This is a genomic window from Streptomyces sp. NPDC043854 (assembly GCF_056436005.1).
Window position 1 is genome coordinate 65,444 of sequence record NZ_JBWKDK010000029.1, and the last position, 16,667, is coordinate 82,110.

At 73.1% G+C, this 16,667-nt stretch carries 15 protein-coding genes; 9 read left to right on the top strand and 6 right to left on the bottom strand.

Annotated elements, in window-relative coordinates; genetic code table 11:
- Positions 1 to 396: 396 nt before the first annotated feature.
- Complete coding sequence (locus tag AC068A_RS24655) at positions 397 to 1,998, top strand: TROVE domain-containing protein (RefSeq protein WP_478588242.1); 1,602 nt, start codon at positions 397 to 399, stop codon at positions 1,996 to 1,998.
- A gap of 82 nt (positions 1,999 to 2,080) precedes the next feature.
- Here the strand turns inward: AC068A_RS24655 and AC068A_RS24660 are convergent, their stop codons facing one another.
- The gene (locus AC068A_RS24660) at positions 2,081 to 2,779 is read right to left on the bottom strand and encodes a DUF4190 domain-containing protein (protein WP_478588244.1); all 699 of its coding nucleotides are present in this window, start codon (positions 2,777 to 2,779) and stop codon (positions 2,081 to 2,083) included.
- 110 nt (positions 2,780 to 2,889) lie between these two features.
- Here AC068A_RS24660 and AC068A_RS24665 point away from each other — a divergent pair, with 110 nt between their 5' ends.
- Complete coding sequence (locus AC068A_RS24665; RefSeq protein WP_478588246.1) at positions 2,890 to 3,915, top strand: adenosine deaminase; 1,026 nt, start codon at positions 2,890 to 2,892, stop codon at positions 3,913 to 3,915.
- Between the two features lie 21 nt (positions 3,916 to 3,936).
- A complete protein-coding gene (locus AC068A_RS24670; RefSeq protein ID WP_478588248.1) occupies positions 3,937 to 4,626 on the top strand; it encodes a glycerophosphodiester phosphodiesterase in 690 nt (229 codons plus the stop codon).
- 27 nt (positions 4,627 to 4,653) lie between these two features.
- Here the strand turns inward: AC068A_RS24670 and AC068A_RS24675 are convergent, their stop codons facing one another.
- The 3 genes from AC068A_RS24675 to AC068A_RS24685 all read right to left on the bottom strand — a co-directional run bounded on the left by AC068A_RS24675 (position 4,654) and on the right by AC068A_RS24685 (position 7,942).
- A complete protein-coding gene (locus AC068A_RS24675; protein ID WP_478588249.1) occupies positions 4,654 to 5,124 on the bottom strand; it encodes a hypothetical protein in 471 nt (156 codons plus the stop codon).
- 71 nt (positions 5,125 to 5,195) lie between these two features.
- On the bottom strand, positions 5,196 to 6,374 hold the full coding sequence (locus AC068A_RS24680; RefSeq protein WP_478588251.1) for a polyamine ABC transporter substrate-binding protein: 1,179 nt from the start codon (positions 6,372 to 6,374) through the stop codon (positions 5,196 to 5,198).
- A gap of 128 nt (positions 6,375 to 6,502) precedes the next feature.
- Positions 6,503 to 7,942 carry a gamma-aminobutyraldehyde dehydrogenase gene (locus AC068A_RS24685; protein ID WP_478588253.1) on the bottom strand — a complete coding sequence of 480 codons (1,440 nt, stop codon included), beginning with the start codon at positions 7,940 to 7,942 and terminating at the stop codon, positions 6,503 to 6,505.
- 169 nt (positions 7,943 to 8,111) lie between these two features.
- On the opposite strand from AC068A_RS24685, the gene AC068A_RS24690 reads away from it, so the two are divergent.
- The 6 genes from AC068A_RS24690 (at position 8,112) to AC068A_RS24715 (ending at position 14,030) form a co-directional block, all read left to right on the top strand.
- Positions 8,112 to 8,615: an Lrp/AsnC family transcriptional regulator gene (locus AC068A_RS24690; RefSeq protein ID WP_385427317.1), complete on the top strand. Its 504-nt coding sequence runs from the start codon at positions 8,112 to 8,114 to the stop codon at positions 8,613 to 8,615.
- 3 nt (positions 8,616 to 8,618) lie between these two features.
- Positions 8,619 to 9,980 carry an aspartate aminotransferase family protein gene (locus tag AC068A_RS24695; protein WP_478588255.1) on the top strand — a complete coding sequence of 454 codons (1,362 nt, stop codon included), beginning with the start codon at positions 8,619 to 8,621 and terminating at the stop codon, positions 9,978 to 9,980.
- Positions 9,981 to 10,195: 215 nt separating this feature from the next.
- On the top strand, positions 10,196 to 10,942 hold the full coding sequence (locus AC068A_RS24700) for an ABC transporter ATP-binding protein (protein WP_478588257.1): 747 nt from the start codon (positions 10,196 to 10,198) through the stop codon (positions 10,940 to 10,942).
- The gene (locus AC068A_RS24705; protein WP_478588259.1) at positions 10,924 to 11,997 is read left to right on the top strand and encodes a hypothetical protein; all 1,074 of its coding nucleotides are present in this window, start codon (positions 10,924 to 10,926) and stop codon (positions 11,995 to 11,997) included. The genes AC068A_RS24700 and AC068A_RS24705 overlap by 19 nt, the downstream gene beginning before the upstream one ends.
- 116 nt (positions 11,998 to 12,113) lie before the next feature.
- Positions 12,114 to 13,049, top strand: coding sequence for a DMT family transporter (locus AC068A_RS24710; protein ID WP_478588261.1), 936 nt, complete (start codon positions 12,114 to 12,116; stop codon positions 13,047 to 13,049).
- Between the two features lie 51 nt (positions 13,050 to 13,100).
- A complete protein-coding gene (locus AC068A_RS24715; RefSeq protein WP_478588263.1) occupies positions 13,101 to 14,030 on the top strand; it encodes a DMT family transporter in 930 nt (309 codons plus the stop codon).
- On the opposite strand, the gene AC068A_RS24720 is transcribed toward AC068A_RS24715, so the two are convergent.
- Positions 13,993 to 15,045, bottom strand: coding sequence for an ABC transporter ATP-binding protein (locus AC068A_RS24720; protein WP_478588265.1), 1,053 nt, complete (start codon positions 15,043 to 15,045; stop codon positions 13,993 to 13,995). The two genes, AC068A_RS24715 and AC068A_RS24720, sit on opposite strands and share 38 nt — an antisense overlap.
- Entirely contained in the window at positions 15,045 to 16,661 is a 1,617-nt protein-coding gene (locus tag AC068A_RS24725; RefSeq protein ID WP_478588267.1) for an ABC transporter permease, read from the bottom strand. Before AC068A_RS24725 ends, AC068A_RS24720 begins: the two co-directional genes overlap by 1 nt.
- Positions 16,662 to 16,667 lie beyond the last annotated feature (6 nt).

Genomic DNA, 16,667 nt, shown 5'->3' on the forward strand with positions numbered 1-16,667 from the left:
AGACATACTTCCACTCTTAATGGGCAGGCCGCGGGTTCGAGTCCCGTCACCGGCTTCGGGCCGGTGTAGCTCAGTCGGTAGAGCAGCATGTGGTTTCGCCGCCTTGAACTCTGGACACACCTCACGCACCTCCCGGTGCGCAGGCTGCGGCTCCTTCTTTTGCAAAGAAAACCCAGGCCGCCGCCACCTTGATCTCGGGAGGCCGCGTGCGGGATGCCCGGTGCGCAGGCGACGGCTACTTCGGACCATGAGGTCGCGGGTTCGAATCCCGCCCGGCCACGGCCGGTGGAGCAGCCCGGAAGCTCGCATGGCATACAGCCCGTCGCCGACCTTTCGATCTCGGGCATCCCGCACGCCACGCCTTCCCCCATGTGTATGGAATTCGGGGGGATTCTCATGGCCCGCTTCAACCGCCGCGCGTCCGCGGCCGCATCCGGAACCACGACCGCGTCGCCGGTGTCCCCGGTGCGCTCGACCGGCCGGCGCGCCCGCAACCACCACGGCAGCCCCGGCTTCGTCCGCGATCGGCGCTCGGAGCTGTTCCTGCTCGCCGTCGCCAACTTCGTGACGCAGCGCACCGCCTACGAGGGCGCCGGGGAGCGCGACGACCGCTTCGCCGGCCTGGTCCGCACCCTGGCCGTCGAGGACCCGCAGTGGACCGCCGGCCTGCTGCGCTGGCTGCGCGGCGAGGGCAACATGCGCACCGCCTCGCTGGTCGGGGCCGCCGAGTACGTCAAGGCGCGGCTCGACGCGGGTGCCACCGGCGGTCCGTCCAACCGGCAGGTGGTGGACTCCGTCCTGCAGCGGGCCGACGAGCCCGGCGAGCTCCTGGCCTACTGGACGGCGACGTACGGGCGCGCCGTGCCCAAGCCCGTCAAGCGCGGCATCGCCGACGCCGTGCGCCGGCTCTACTCGGGCACCTCCCTGCTGAAGTACGACACCGCGTCCAAGGGCTTCCGCTTCGGTGACGTGCTGAACCTCGTGCACGCCGCGCCGGACCCGGCCAAGCCCTGGCAGGGCGAGCTGTTCCGCTACGCCCTCGACCGCCGCCACCACCCGGAGGCGGCCGAGGTGCCGTCCGGCAACCGCACCCTGGTCGCCCACCGGGAGCTCATGGCGCTGCCGGTCGGGGAGCGCCGGGCCGTGGTGACGGGCCCCGGCGGCGCCGAGCGGCTCGCGGCGGCGGGCATGACCTGGGAGGCGCTGGCCGGCTGGCTGCAGGGGCCGATGGACGCGGCCGCCTGGGAGGCGGTCATCCCGTCCATGGGCGTGATGGCGCTGCTGCGCAACCTGCGCAACTTCGACGGGGCCGGGGTCTCGGACGAGGTGGCGGCGCAGGTCGCGGCACGGATCTCCGACCCGGAGGCCGTCGCCCGGTCCCGGCAGTTCCCGTTCCGGTACCTGGCCGCCTACCAGCACGCTCCGTCGCTGCGCTGGGCGTACCCGCTGGAGCAGGCGCTCGGGCACTCGCTGGCGTCCGTGCCCGCGCTGCCGGGGCGCACCCTCGTCCTCGTCGACCGGTCCGGGTCGATGTGGTCGCCGCTGTCGGACCGCTCCCAGCTCAACCGGGCCGACGCCGCGGCCGTGTTCGGCACGGCGCTGGCGCTGCGGGCCGAGCACGCGGACCTGGTGCAGTTCGGGACGGCCAGCAAGCCGGTCCCGTACCGCCGGGGCGAGAGCGTGCTGAAGGTGCTGGAGCGGTTCGAGGACCTCGGCGGCACATACACCGCAGAGGCCGTCCGGCAGCACTACCGGGGCCACGACCGGGTCCTGATCGTCACCGACGAGCAGGCGACGTACGGCTACGGCGGCGACCCGACGGCCCTGGTCCCGGAGGAGGTGCCGGTCTACACCTGGAACCTGGCCGGGTACCGGGTGGGGCACGCGCCCTCGGGGTCCGCGAACCGGCACACCTTCGGCGGGCTCACCGACGCGGCCTTCCGGATGGTGCCGCTGATCGAGGCGGGCCGGGACGCCGACTGGCCCTGGGCCGGCTGACTCCGGCCGTGCGCGCGCCGGGCCGGGTGACTCCGGCCGTGCGCGCGCCGGGCCGGGTGCCGACCGACCCGGTGTCGCGCCGTCAGACCTTCTCGCGCATCCGCGAGTTGGAGTACGGGCTGTCGTAACCGCCGCCCCCGGCGTCGCGTTCGAGGAGCCCGGCGATCCCGATCGCGAGGATCGCGGCGCCCAGCAGGATGCCTATCCCGCCCAGGATGATGCCCGCCAGGGCCATGCCGCCGTTGGTGGCCTCGCCCCGGCGGGCCTTGCCGCGCCCGAGCGCGCCGAAGACGACCGCTGCGATGCCGAGCGCGATCGCCAGGAAGCTGGTGATGCACCCGACGACCGCGATGATGCCGAGGACGAGCGCGGTGGTGCCGAACCCGTTGCGCGGCTGCCCGCCGTAGGGGACGTACGAGGCGTAGCCCGGGTAGCCGGGGTAGCCGTACGCGGACGGGGCGGACGGCGGACCGGGGTGGGCGTACCCGCCGGGGGCCGGCTGGGCCGGGTAGGCGTAGGCCGGGGGCACGGGGGCCGGTGCGGGCTGTACGGGCTGTGCGGGCTGTGCGGGCGCCGGGGCCTGCGCGGCCCCCGGGTACGCGGCGGGTATCGGCGCGGGCGGGGCGCCGGCCCCCGCCCCCGGCATCCCGGCGATCGTGATCTGGTCGTGCACGGACGGCGGCCCCGGCACCCCCGGTCGGCCCTGCGGCCCGCCGTGGTCCCCCGCCGGCCGCTCCGGCGGCGCCCACGGGTCCCTCGGGTCGGGACTCTGGTCGGTCATGCGTCGGCCCCCCTCTCGTACGGCCATGCTATGCGCTGCCGCCGACATCCCCCGGGCTGCCTACGATGAAGCCGTTCCGTCCGCACCCGCGTCGCCCCGGAGGCCTCACCGTGCCCGACCTGACCCCCTTCATCGCAGGGCTCCCCAAGGCCGAACTCCACGTCCACCACGTCGGCTCGGCCTCCCCGCGCATCGTGGCCGAGCTCGCCGCCCGGCACCCCGACTCCAAGGTCCCCACCGAACCGGAGGCGCTCGCCGACTACTTCACCTTCACCGACTTCGCCCACTTCATCGAGGTCTACCTCTCCGTCGTGGACCTGGTGCGCACCCCCGACGACGTGCGCACCCTCACCTTCGAGGTCGCCCGCGACATGGCGCGGCAGAACATCCGCTACGCCGAGCTGACCATCACCCCGTACTCCTCGACCCGCCGCGGCATCGACGAGCACGCGTTCATGGCGGCCATCGAGGACGCCCGCAAGGCCGCCGAGTCCGAACTCGGCGTCATCCTGCGCTGGTGCTTCGACATCCCCGGCGAGGCCGGCCTGGAGTCCGCCGCCGAGACCGCGCGCCTCGCCGTCGACCTGCGTCCGGAGGGCCTGGTCTCCTTCGGCCTCGGCGGCCCCGAAATCGGCGTCCCGCGCCCGCAGTTCAAGCCGTACTTCGACGCCGCCCGGGCCGCCGGCCTGCACAGCGTGCCGCACGCCGGCGAGACCACCGGACCGGAGACCGTCTGGGACGCCATCCGCGAGCTGGGTGCCGAGCGGATCGGCCACGGCACCAGCGCCGTGCAGGACCCGGAGCTGCTGGCGTACCTCGCCGAGCACCGCATCGCGCTGGAGGTGTGCCCGACCTCGAACATCGCCACCCGCGCCGTGGCCGACCTGGACCGGCACCCGGTCAAGGAGATGGTCCGGGCGGGCGTGCTGGTCACCATCAACAGCGACGACCCTCCGATGTTCGGCACCGACCTCAACACCGAGTACGCCGTCGCCGCCCGGCTCCTCGACCTCGACGAGCGCGGGGTCGCGCAGCTGGCGAAGAACGCGGTGGAGGCCTCCTTCCTGGACCAGGCCGGCAAGGAGCGGATCATCGCGGAGATCGACACCTACACGGAGGCCTGGCCGGCGCGCTGAGGCCACCGGACAATGGGCGGCATGCGCACCCTGACGGCCGTCGCCCACCGCGGCGACCCCTACCGCTTCCCCGAGAACACCGTGCCCTCCGTCCGCTCGGCGTTCGCGCGCGGAGCGGACGCGGTGGAGATCGACGTACGGCTGACCCGCGACGGGGAGCCCGTGCTCCTGCACGACGACACGCTGTGGCGGCTGTGGCGGCACGACGTGCGGCTGGACGCCGTCACGGCCGCCCAGCTGCGGGAGATGACGGCGGGCGGGGTCCCGACCCTGCGCGAGGTGCTGGCGGCGTCGGGCACGGGCCGGGTGATGATCGACCTGCCGGGTGCGACCGCCGAGTCGGTGCGGACGGTGGTCGGGGTGGTCCGCGAGTGCGGGGCCCGCGAGCGTACGTACTACAGCGCGGGCCCGGACACCATGCTGGCCGTGCGCGCCGCCGACCCGGCCGCGGAGATCGCGCTGACGTGGACGACGCTGTCGCCGCCGCGCCGGGTGCTGATCGACGCGGTGGCGCCGGCCTGGCTCAACTACCGCTTCGGGCTGGTCGACCGGGAGCTGGTGGACGCACTGCATCGGGACGGCCTGCTGGTCTCGGCGTGGACCGCCGACACCCGCTGCTCGATGCGCAGACTGCTGGCGGCCGGGGTGGACGCCGTCACCACGAACCGGATCGACGTCCTGGCGGCCGCCCGCGCCCGGTTCGGCCGGTGAGGCCGCGGGCGCGGGCGGCGGCCGCCGTCAGGTGGTGGCGGGCAGCGCCTCCAGCCGTTTGACGAGACGGCGGAGCGCGATCAGCGGGATCACCCCGAAGACCCCGAAGGACATGTCGATGAGGCTCCACCCGAAGGGGATGCCCCGGATGGGCCCGCAGATCAGCGCCAGGGGGATGATGCCGGCGCAGGCGATCATGCCGGCTTCGATGATCCAGACGTTGCGCACGGGGTCGCGCAGGACGCCGTAGAAGAAGACCGCGATCACCAGGTGGGCGAACGCGAGCCAGTCGGTGCCGTAGAGGAGGAACGGGTACTGCGCGTCGGCCCGGTCCAGGCCCTCGCCGACCCGGCTCAGCCACTCGTGGGACACCAGGGAGTTCGCCCAGCGCACCTCGGTGACCAGGGGGAAGGCGGTGAGCCCGCTGAGGACCAGGCAGACGGTGAACAGGATCAGCCAGGCACGGATCCGCCGCTGGAGGGCGCTTCTCTCGCTCATGGCAGGAGCCTACGCCCAGAGTTGAACACGTTCAGCCGATTTCCTGAACATGTTCAGTTCTGTGGTGGTGATCACAGGCCGGCGATGGCGTTCCAGCGGCGGGCGAAGGTGCGGCGCTCCGCGGAGGTGATGGCGCGGGCCACCGCCAGGCGCCCCCGCATCTCCCCGTCCGGGAACATCAGCTGGTTCTCGGCGAGTTCCGCGGTCTCCTTGTCCTCCGAGCGGGCCAGCACCTCGCGGGCGGCCGGCACGGGGCAGACGTAGTTGACGAAGGCGGCGAGCTCGGCGGCCACCTCCGGGTCGTAGTAGTAGTCGACGAGGGCCTCGGCATTGGCCTTGTGCCGGGCCAGGTTGGGCACGAGCATGCTCTCCGACCACAGCTCGCCGCCCTCCTCGGGGACCACGAACTCGATGTCGGGGTTGTCGGCCTTGAGCTGGATGGCGTCGCCGGAGTAGGCCTGGCAGGCCAGGACGTCGCCCTTGGCGAGGTCGGAGGTGTAGTCGTTGCCGGTGAAGCGGCGGATGTGCTTCCTGCGCACCAGCTCCTCGACCTGGTCGCACATCCGGTGGAAGTCGGACTCGGTCCACCGGGTGACGTCCACGCCGTTGCCCTGCATCAGCAGGGCGAAGGACTCGTCGAGGCCGGAGAAGAGGGTGACCCGGCCCGCCAGGTCCGGGTGCCACAGGTCCTTGACGGACTTGATCTCCCGGCCGAGGGCCTTGCGGTGGTAGGCGATGCCGGTGATCCCCGACTGCCAGGGGACGGTGCGCAGACGGCCCTCGTCGAAGGCGGGCGAGCGCAGCTGCGGGTCGAGGTGCGCGGCCACGTTGGGCTGCGCGGCGCGGTCCATCCTCTGCGCCCAGCCCAGCTGGACGTACCGGGCGGCCATCCAGTCGGTGACCACCACCAGGTCGCGGCCGGTGTCCTGACGGTTCATCAGGGCGGGGCTGATCTTGCCGAAGAACTCGTCGTTGTCGTTGATCTCCTCGCTGTACGCGACCTCGATGCCGGTCTTCCGCGAGAAGGCCTCCAGGGTGGGGCGGCGCTCCTCGTCCTCCTCGTCGGTGTCTATGTACAGCGGCCAGTTGGAGAAGTTGAGGCTCCGGTCCCGCCCCGAGCGGTCCGGGCCTCCCCGCCGGTCCTCGGGGACGTACGCGGACGGCACGCCGCAGCCGGCGAGGGCCGCGAGCAGGCCGGCGGCACCGATTCCGCGCAGCGCCGTACGGCGGGAGAAGGCGAGTTCAGGCATGGACAAGAGCCTCGGGGAACGTGACGGGGGCGGGCAATGGACACATTGTCCACTGCCCGCCCCTTGATCGAACTCCGGCGGCCCTTGCGCGGTCCTCACCGGCCGCGCGCCCCGCCGGAACCGCCCGGTCAGCCGTCGAGCGAGGTCATCACGTGCTTGATGCGGGTGTAGTCCTCGAAGCCGTAGGCGGAGAGGTCCTTGCCGTAGCCGGACTTCTTGAAGCCGCCGTGGGGCATCTCGGCGACCAGCGGGATGTGGGTGTTGATCCACACGCAGCCGAAGTCGAGCTTCTTGGACATGCGCATCGCCCGGGCGTGGTCCTTGGTCCACACCGAGGAGGCCAGGGCGTACTCGACGCCGTTCGCGTACTCCACGGCCTGCGCCTCGTCCGTGAAGGACTGGACGGTGATGACCGGGCCGAAGACCTCGTTCTGGACGATCTCGTCGTCCTGCTTGAGGCCGGAGACGACGGTCGGGGCGTAGAAGTAGCCCTTGTCGCCGACCCGGTGGCCGCCGGCCTCGACCTTGGCGTGCGCCGGGAGGCGGTCGATGAAGCCCGCGACCTGGTTCAGCTGGTTGGGGTTGTTCAGCGGGCCGTAGAGCACGTCCTCGTCGTCCGGGGCGCCGGTCTTGGTGTCGGCGGCGGCCTTGGCGAGGGCGGCCACGAACTCGTCGTGGATGGACCGGTGCACGAGGACGCGGGTGGCGGCGGTGCAGTCCTGGCCGGCGTTGAAGTAGCCGGCGACGGCGATGTCCTCGACGGCCTTGGCGATGTCGGCGTCCTCGAAGACCACGACCGGGGCCTTGCCGCCGAGCTCCAGGTGGACGCGCTTGACGTCCTTCGAGGCGCTCTCGGCGACCTGCATGCCCGCGCGGACGGAGCCGGTGATGGAGGCCATCGCCGGGGTGGAGTGCTCGACCATGGCCTTGCCGGTCTCGCGGTCGCCGCAGACGACGTTGAAGACGCCCTTGGGCAGGATCGAGTCGATGATCTCCGCCATCAGGACGGTGGAGGCGGGGGTGGTGTCCGATGGCTTGAGCACCACGGTGTTGCCCGCGGCGATGGCCGGGGCGAACTTCCAGACGGCCATCATCATCGGGTAGTTCCACGGCGCGACCTGGGCGCAGACGCCGACCGGCTCACGGCGGATGATCGAGGTCATCCCGTCCATGTACTCACCGGCGGAGCGGCCCTCCAGCAGACGGGCCGCACCCGCGAAGAAGCGGATCTGGTCCACCATCGGGGGCAGCTCCTCGCTGGCCGTGAGGCCCAGCGGCTTGCCCGTGTTCTCCGACTCGGCGGCCACCAGCTCGTCCGCGCGCGCCTCGAAGGCGTCGGCGATCTTGAGCAGGGCCTTCTGCCGCTCGGAGGGGGTCGTGTCGCGCCAGCCCGGGAAGGCGGCGGCAGCGGCGGCCATGGCCGCGTCCACGTCGGCCTGGCCGGAGAGCGGGGCCGTCGCGTACACCTCGCCGGTGGCGGGGTTGACCACATCGGTGGTCCGCCCGTCGGCGGCGTCCTTGAACTCCCCGCCGATGTAGTTGCGCAGACGACGCAGTTCGGTGGTCACTACAGCCACACTCCTGATCAATGTCCAATGGTTGAGACGCTCCCCCAAGCCTAGCTCCTCGGCCGACGCTTTCGACAGGGCCAGACACGGCCACCTACGAAATCAGTGAGATCCAGATCCAAAGACAACGGATTTCATCGAATCCGTCTTGCGGAACAGACGACTCCTCGTGCACAGTGAGGTCGTGGTCAGTCGAAGCGCAGATTCCAGGAGCAGGCAGCCGTCCCCTTCGGTCGATGCTGTGTCGCTCGCGATCATCGAGCAACTGCAGGAGGACGGCCGCCGGCCGTACGCGGCGATCGGCAAGGCGGTGGGCCTCTCCGAGGCAGCCGTGCGCCAGCGCGTGCAGAAGCTCCTCGACCAGGGCGTCATGCAGATCGTCGCCGTCACCGACCCGCTCACCGTGGGCCTGCGCCGCCAGGCCATGGTCGGCATCAACGTCGAGGGCGACGTCGACCCGGTGGCCGATGCGCTGACCCAGATGGCCGAGTGCGAGTACGTGGTGATGACGGCCGGCTCGTTCGACCTGATGGTGGAGATCGTCTGCGAGGACGACGACCACCTGCTGGAAACGATCAACAAGAAGATCCGCGCGCTCCCCGGCGTGCGATCCACCGAAAGCTTCGTCTATCTGAAGCTGAAGAAGCAGACCTACATGTGGGGAACCCGATAACCCGTGACCCAGGACCTGTCCAAGACCGCGTACGACCACCTGTGGATGCACTTCACCCGCATGTCCTCGTACGAGAACACCCCCGTCCCCACCATCGTCCGCGGTGAGGGCACCTACATCTACGACGACAAGGGCAAGCGCTACCTGGACGGTCTCGCCGGACTGTTCGTGGTCAACGCCGGTCACGGCCGCCGGGAGCTCGCCGAGGTCGCCTACAAGCAGGCGCAGGAGCTCGCGTTCTTCCCCGTGTGGTCCTACGCCCACCCCAAGGCCGTCGAGCTGGCCGAGCGCCTCGCCGGCTACGCCCCGGGCGACCTGAACAAGGTCTTCTTCACCACCGGCGGCGGCGAGGCCGTCGAGACCGCCTGGAAGCTGGCCAAGCAGTACTTCAAGCTCAAGGGCAAGCCGACCAAGTACAAGGTCATCTCGCGTGCGGTCGCCTACCACGGCACCCCGCAGGGCGCGCTGTCCATCACCGGCCTGCCGGCCCTCAAGGCCCCCTTCGAGCCGCTGGTCCCCGGTACGCACAAGGTGCCGAACACCAACATCTACCGCGCCCCGATCCACGGCGACGACCCCGAGGCCTTCGGCCGCTGGTGCGCCGACCAGATCGAGCAGCAGATCCTCTTCGAGGGCGCCGACACCGTCGCCGCCGTCTTCCTCGAGCCGGTGCAGAACGCCGGCGGCTGCTTCCCGCCGCCGCCCGGGTACTTCCAGCGCGTCCGCGAAATCTGCGACGAGTACGACGTGCTCCTCGTCTCCGACGAGACGATCTGCGCCTTCGGCCGCCTCGGCACGATGTTCGCCTGCGACAAGTTCGACTACGTACCGGACATGATCACCTGTGCCAAGGGCATGACCTCGGGCTACTCCCCGATCGGCGCCTGCATCGTGTCGGACCGCGTCGCCGAGCCCTTCTACAAGGGCAGCAACACCTTCCTGCACGGCTACACCTTCGGCGGGCACCCGGTGTCCTCCGCCGTGGCCCTCGCCAACCTCGACATCTTCGACGAGGAAGGCCTCAACCAGCACGTGCTGGACAACGAGTCCGCCTTCCTGAAGACGCTGCAGAAGCTGCACGACCTGCCGATCGTCGGCGACGTCCGCGGAAACGGCTACTTCTACGGCATCGAGCTCGTCAAGGACAAGGTCACCAAGGAGTCCTTCACGGACGAGGAGACCGAGCGCGTGCTCTACGGCTTCCTCTCCAAGGCGCTCTTCGAGAACGGCCTGTACTGCCGGGCCGACGACCGCGGCGACCCGGTCGTGCAGCTGGCCCCGCCGCTGATCGCGGACCAGGGCACCTTCGACGAGATCGAGGGGATCCTGCGCTCGGTGCTCAGCGAGGCGTGGACCAAGCTGTAGGACCGGGCTGCGAAGCCGTGGGACCGGGCGGCGAAGCCGTGGTGCGAGGCGGCAAACAGTCGGAACCGCACGGCCCGGATGCCCCGTTCGAGTGAGAACGGGGGAGTCCGGGCCGTGTGCTGTCGGCATTCACGACGTTCACCTCTTTACATCTCAGTGCGGGCGCCAGTGACCGAAGGGGCTCCGCTTCGTTCCCCCGGACGGAGGTGTACGCCATGGTTGATCCACCGGACAACGATGTGCTCTGGGCACGGTCCGTTCACTACTCCCACAGCGGTTCACCCGCCCTCATCGGGGTCTCGGTCGGCGTCCGCCAAGGCGAGGTCCTCGCCGTGACCGGCCCGCGCGGCAGCGGGAAGACCACCCTGCTGCGCTGCCTCAGCGGCCAGCTCGTCCCCCACGAGGGCGAGGTCTGGTTCAACAGCCTGCCCGTCCACACCATGGGCGCCCTCAGCCGCGAACGGCTGCGGCGCGACCGGTTCGGCTGGATCGGCCCCGAGCCGGACCTGCTGCCCGAGCTCACCGTCTGGGAGAACGCCGCCCTCCCCCTGCTGGTCTCCGGCACCTCGCACCGCACCGCCAAGCGGGCCGCCTCCGCATGGCTGGACCGGCTCGACATCGGCGGCTTCGCCCGCAAACGCCCCCGCTCCCTGGACCGCGCCGAGTCCCAGCGCGTCGCCCTGGCCCGGGCCCTGGTCGGCGAGCCCGCCGTGATCTTCGCCGACGAGCCCACCGCGCCGCTGCACCGCGCCGAATGCGCCCTGCTCCTGCGCACCCTGACCACCGCGGCCCGCTCGCACGAGATCACCATCGTGCTCGCCACCCACGACGAGGACACCGCGTCCGTCGCCGACCGCCGGTTCGCCCTCCTCGACGGCCGCCCCGCCGGAGCGGCCCCCGGCATGTCCGGCCCGTCCGGCGACTTCCCGGAGGGCCAGGCCGCGTGCTCGCTCTCCGCCTAGCCCGCGGCTCCCGCCCCCTCGTCCAGCTGCGCCGTCTGCTGGTCGCCGCAGCCTGCGCCGGCACCGGCTTCCTGCTGCTGTACGTGCTCGCGGGAGCCCTCGCCCGGCCCGCCGGATCGTTCCCTCGCCTGCTGTGGGCGCTGGTCCCGCTCGCCGCCACCGCCCACCTCGCCGTCGCCGTCGCCCGGACCGACCCCGCCACCCGGCCCCGCGCCGGAATGGACGCCGTCGGGCTGGGCCCCGTCCGCCTCACCCTCGTCGCGGCCGTCTCCACCGCCGTCTCCTGCACCCTGGGCAGCGCCGTGGCCCTGGCCGCCTTCCTCCACCTGCGCGGCGACCTCGGCGGACTCCCCTTCGACGGAGTCGGCGCCCGGCTGCTGCACGCCGACCGGCCGCTGCCCCTCCCCGCAGCCCTGACCCTGCTGGCCTTCGTCCCGCTGGCCGCCTCGGCCGCCACCGCCCTCGCCCTGCGCCCGCACACCCCGCCCTCCCCGCAGGCCGGCCTGCCCTGGGGCATCGCCCTCACCGCCTGCGGGCTCGCCGTCGAGGGGTACGCGGGCCGCGGCGGGGCCCTGCTGCCCGCCGGCTGGGTCCTGACGGCCCTCGGGCTCGCCCTCGCCGGCCCGGCCCTGGCCCACGCCTGCGGGAGCCTGGTCCAGGCCGCCCGCCCGGGCGCGCTCCGACTGCTCGCCGGCCGGGCCCTGCAGGAGGAGGCACCCCGCATCGGCCCCCCGCTCGGCGTGCTCTGCGCGGTCGGGGCCGCCGCCCTCAGTGCCGCAGCCCTGCCCGGCGGGGGCGGGCCCGGCGCCCCGCTCGGCCCGCTGACCGCCCCGGCCTGCGCCCTCGTGGCCCTGTGCACCGCCGCGACCCTGCTCACCTCCGCCGTCGAGGTCCGCCAGACCCGGTCCGCGGCCCGCGCCGCCCTGCTCGACCTCGGCACCCCCGGCACGGTCCTGCGGACGGCCGCCGCCGTCCGCGCCGGCGCACTGCTCACGGTGTGCGCACCCGTCAGCTGGGGCGTGGCGCAGCTGACTTCGCTCGCCCTGACCGGCTGAGCGCCGCAACAAGCCGGTCCCGGGAGGCAACCTCCGGACCCGTTCTCACGTCTGGCAGTCGTACCCGCGCCAGCGGTACTCACTGCACAACCTGTCACACGTGAACGGAGCCACCGGTGCTCATAGGCCTGCTGACCGCGATAGCGGCGTCCATCTGCTACGGCACGGGATCCGTCCTGCAAGCCGTCGGGTCGCGCCGCGCCGCCCGGGCGACCCCGGCCGCCGCCGGGGTAACCGCACACGGCGGCCCCAACCTGTCGTCCACCGCAAAGGCGGCGATGACCTGGGAGTTCATCATCGGGACCATCCTGGACTTCGCGGGCTTCGGCCTGGGCGCGCTCGCCTCCCGGATGCTCCCCCTCTTCCTGTCCCAGACGGTCATCAGCGCCAACCTGGTGATCACGGCGGTCCTGAGCGTGCGGATGCTGGGCATCCGGCTCACCCGCAAGGAGTGGATCTCCATCGGGGTCGTGTGCGCGGCACTGGTGCTGCTCGCCACGGCCGCCGGCCACGAGGGCGGCCACCACGCCCCCATGGCCACGCACTGGTGGCTGTTCGCCGTGACCGCGCTGATCATCGTGGGCGGCACCGTGGCCGTGCGCCTGCTCGGCGGGCGGGCGGCGATCCTCGCGGGCCTGCTGTCCGGCCTCGCCTTCGGCGCGCTCGGCGTCGGCGTCCGGATCCTGAACGGCATCGACCCCTTCGACCCGTTCGCCCTGCTCGGCGACCCGGCCCTGTACGCCATCGTGCTGGCCGGCGTCGGCGGCATGTACCTGCACACCGTGGCCCTCCAGATCGGCTCCGTGAACGGGGCGACCGCCGCGCTGGTGGTCGGCGAGACCGTGCTGCCCGGGGCGATCGGCGTGCTCTGGCTCGGCGACACGTCCCGGCCGGGCCTGGCCTGGCTGGCCGTGCTGGGCTTCGTCCTCGCGGTGGCCGGCGCCGTGGCCGTGGCCTGGTACGGCAAGCACGACGGGGCCGAGGCACCGGCCCCGGACGCGCTGCCGGCCCGGGACCCGGAGCCGGCGCGGGAGCCGGCGCAGCTGGGCTAGACCGGGCTGGACCGCCCGGCGGGGTCCCCCGCGGCGGCCTACGGTGCGGGGATGGACCACCGCCGCGACCGGGTGGCCACGGCTGCGTTCGCGGCCGGCGCCGTGCTCGCCGGGGGCAACGCCGTCGGGGTCAGGTTCTGCCTGCGGGAACTCGCCCCGCTGTGGAGCGCCGCCCTGCGGTTCGGGGCCGCGGCCCTCGTGCTCGTCTGCGTGATGGCCGCGCTCCGGCTGCCCTGGCCGCGGGAGCGGGCGCTGGCCGGGGCGGCCCTGCACGGGCTGCTCAACTTCGGCATCGCCTTCGCCCTCGCGTACCACGCCCTCGTACACATCCACGCGGGGCTCGGGCAGACGCTCCTCGCGCTCGTCCCCCTGGCCACGCTGCTGCTCGCCGTCGTGCAGCGGCAGGAGCGGCTGCGCGCCACGGCCGCCGTGGGCACGCTGTGCGCCGCGGCCGGGGTCGCGGTCATCTCCCGGGCCCCGCTCCAGGGCTCGGTGCCGCCGCTCGCCCTGCTCGCCATGCTGGGGAGCGTACTGTCGCTGGCCGAGGCCGCGGTGCTGGTGCAGCGGCTGCCGAAGGTGCATCCGGTGGCCATGAACGCGGTGGGCATGGGGGCCGCTGCGGCGGCCCTGCTCGCCGGGTCGGCCCTCGCGGGCGACCGCTGGGCGGCGCCGGAACGCGCCGCGACCTGGTGGGCTCTGCTGTACCTGGTCGTGGCGGGTTCGGTGCTCACCTTCGTCTTCTACCTGCTCGTGATCCAGCGCTGGGGCGCCTCGCGGGCGGCGTACGCGTTCGTCGTCGTCCCGGTCGTCGCGATCCTCGCCTCGGCCTGGCTCGACGACGAACCGCTGACCCCCTCGCTGCTGGTGGGCGCCCCGGTCATCCTCGCCGGGGTGTACCTCGGCGCACTGCGCCGGACCGGCCCCGCCCCCGGCCGCGGCCCGGTCAGTCCGCCGGAAGGACCACCACCTCGCTCGGCGTGAACGCCACCGCGACCCGGTCCCCCGCCGCCGGGGCGGCGGCCAGCCCGCACTCGGCCTCCAGGTCCGGACCGGCCTCCGGGCGCAGCCGCAGCGCCACGTGCGTGCCCCGGAAGGTACGGGACACCACCTCGCAGCCGAGGCCGGCCGCCGCGAGCACCACGCCCGCCGGACGGATCAGCACCCGCTGCTCCCCCTCCGGGGATCCCTCCGGCACCGGGACCTTGCCCCAGGCGGTCGCCGCGGCGCTGCCCGACACCGTCGCCGGGACGACGTTCTCGAAGCCGAGGAACCGGGCCACGAACTCGGAGGCCGGCCGCTGCCACACCTCCAGCGGGGTCCCGGCCTGCGCGATCCGGCCCTCGCTCATCACCACGACCCGGTCGGCCAGGGCGAAGGCCTCCCCCTGGTCGTGGGTGACGGCCAGCACGGTGGTGCCCAGGCGGGAGAACAGCCCGCGCAGCTCCACCACGAGGCGCTCGCGCAGCCCGCGGTCCAGCTGGCCCAGCGGCTCGTCCAGCATCAGCAGCCGCGGCGACGGCGCCAGCGCCCGGGCCAGCGCGACCCGCTGCTGCTCGCCGCCCGACAGGGAGGACACCGAGCGCTGCCGGGCCCCGGGCAGCCCGACCAGCTCCAGCAGCTCCGCGACCCGGTCCTCCGCCGGGCCGCGCGCTGCGCGGCGCCATCCGCGCGGCCCGCCCGCGGCGCCCTGCATGCGCAGGCCGAAGGCCACGTTCTCGCCGACGTTGCGGTGCGGGAACAGCTGGTGGTCCTGGAACATCAGCCCGACGCCCCGCCGGTGCACGGGCACCCGCGCCTGGTCGGCCCCGCCCAGCAGGACCCGGCCGGCCGAGACGGGCTGGAGCCCGGCGACGACCCGCAGCAGCGTGGACTTCCCGCTGCCGCTCGGCCCCAGCACGCAGACGATCTCGTGCTCGGCGACCCGGAGGTCCACCCGGTCGACGACGGCACGCTCGCCGAAGCGGACCGAGACCCCGGCCAGTTCGAGCAGGGTCATCAGAACTCTCCCGAGGTCTTGTCGGGCCGCAGCCGCTCCAGCAGCAGCAGGGCGGCCGCGCACACCAGCATCAGAATCGTGCTCAGGGCCATCGCCTGCCCGTAGTTCAGCTCCCCGGCCCGTCCCAGCAGCCGGGCCACGGCCACCGGCAGCGTCGGCCGGTCGGGCCGGGCGATGAAGACGGTGGCCCCGAACTCCCCCAGCGACACGGCGAAGGCGAACCCGGCCGCGACCAGCAGCGCCCGCCGCACCAGTGGCAGGTCCACCTCCCGCCACGCCCGCAGCGGGGAGGCACCCAGCACGGCGGCCGCCTCCCGGAGCCGGCTGTCCACGGCCCGCAGCACGGGCAGCATGGTCCGTACGACGAAGGGCACGCCGACCAGCGCCTGCGCCAGCGGCACCAGGATCCACGAGGTCCGCAGGTCCAGCGGCGGCTCGTCCAGGGTGATCAGGAACCCGAAGCCCACGGTCACCGCGGACACCCCGAGCGGCAGCATCAGCAGCGCGTCGAAGCCGCGGACGAGGGGGCCCGCCTTCCGGGTCAGCGCGGCGGCCGCGAGCCCGCCGACCGCGACGGCGATCGCGGTGGCGGCCAGCGCGTACTCGAGGGAGTTCCAGACGGCCTCCAGCGGCGGCACCAGAAACGTTCCGCCGCCCGAGCCCGCGCTCTGCAGCGCCTGGTAGAAGCCCAGCCCGTACCCGCCCGGGGCATCGAAGGACCGCTCCACCAGCACGCCGAGCGGCAGCACGATCAGCAGCGCCACCGTCAGCAGCACCCCGCCCAGCAGGGCCCGCTGCCCGAACCCGCGCGGCCGGTGCACGGTCCGCACCGGGTCCACGAGCCGCAGCGCGGCCTCGCGCCGGCGCACGGTCCAGGCGTGCACGGCGAGGATCAGGGCGACGGCGGCGAACTGCACCATCGTCAGGACGGCGGCCGTGGACAGGTCCAGCAGCTGCGCGGTCTGCCGGTAGACCTCCACCTCCAGCGTGGCGTACGAGGGCCCGCCGAGGACCTGCACGACGCCGAACGAGGTGAAGGTGAACAGGAAGACCATGAGCGCGGCGGCGGCCACCGCCGGGACCAGCGCGGGCAGCGTCACCCGCCGCCAGGCGGCGAACCGCCCGGCGCCCAGCACCCGGGCGGCCTCCTCCTGGCGCGGGTCCAGCTGCGCCCACAGACCGCCGACGGTGCGGACGACCACCGCGTAGTTGAAGAAGACGTGCGCGAGCAGGATCGCCCACACGGTGGTGTCCAGCCGGACGCCCCACAGCTCCTCCAGCAGCCCGCCCCGCCCGACCAGCGCCAGGAAGGCGGTGCCGACGACCACGGTGGGCAGCACGAAGGGGACGGTGACCACGGCCCGCAGCAGCTGCTTGCCGGGGAACTCCAGCCGCGCGAAGACGTACGCCCCGGGAAGTGCGATCAGCAGGGTGAGCAGCGTGGAGGCGAACGCCTGCCAGGCGGTGAACCAGAGCACCCCGGCGATGTCGGGCCGGGCCAGCACCTCGCCGATGCGGCCGAACTGCCAGCCGGCCTCGGTCCTGACTCCGCGGCCGACGATCGCGGTGACGGGGTAGGCGAAGAACAGTGCGAAGAAGGCCAGCGGTGCGGCCATCAGGGC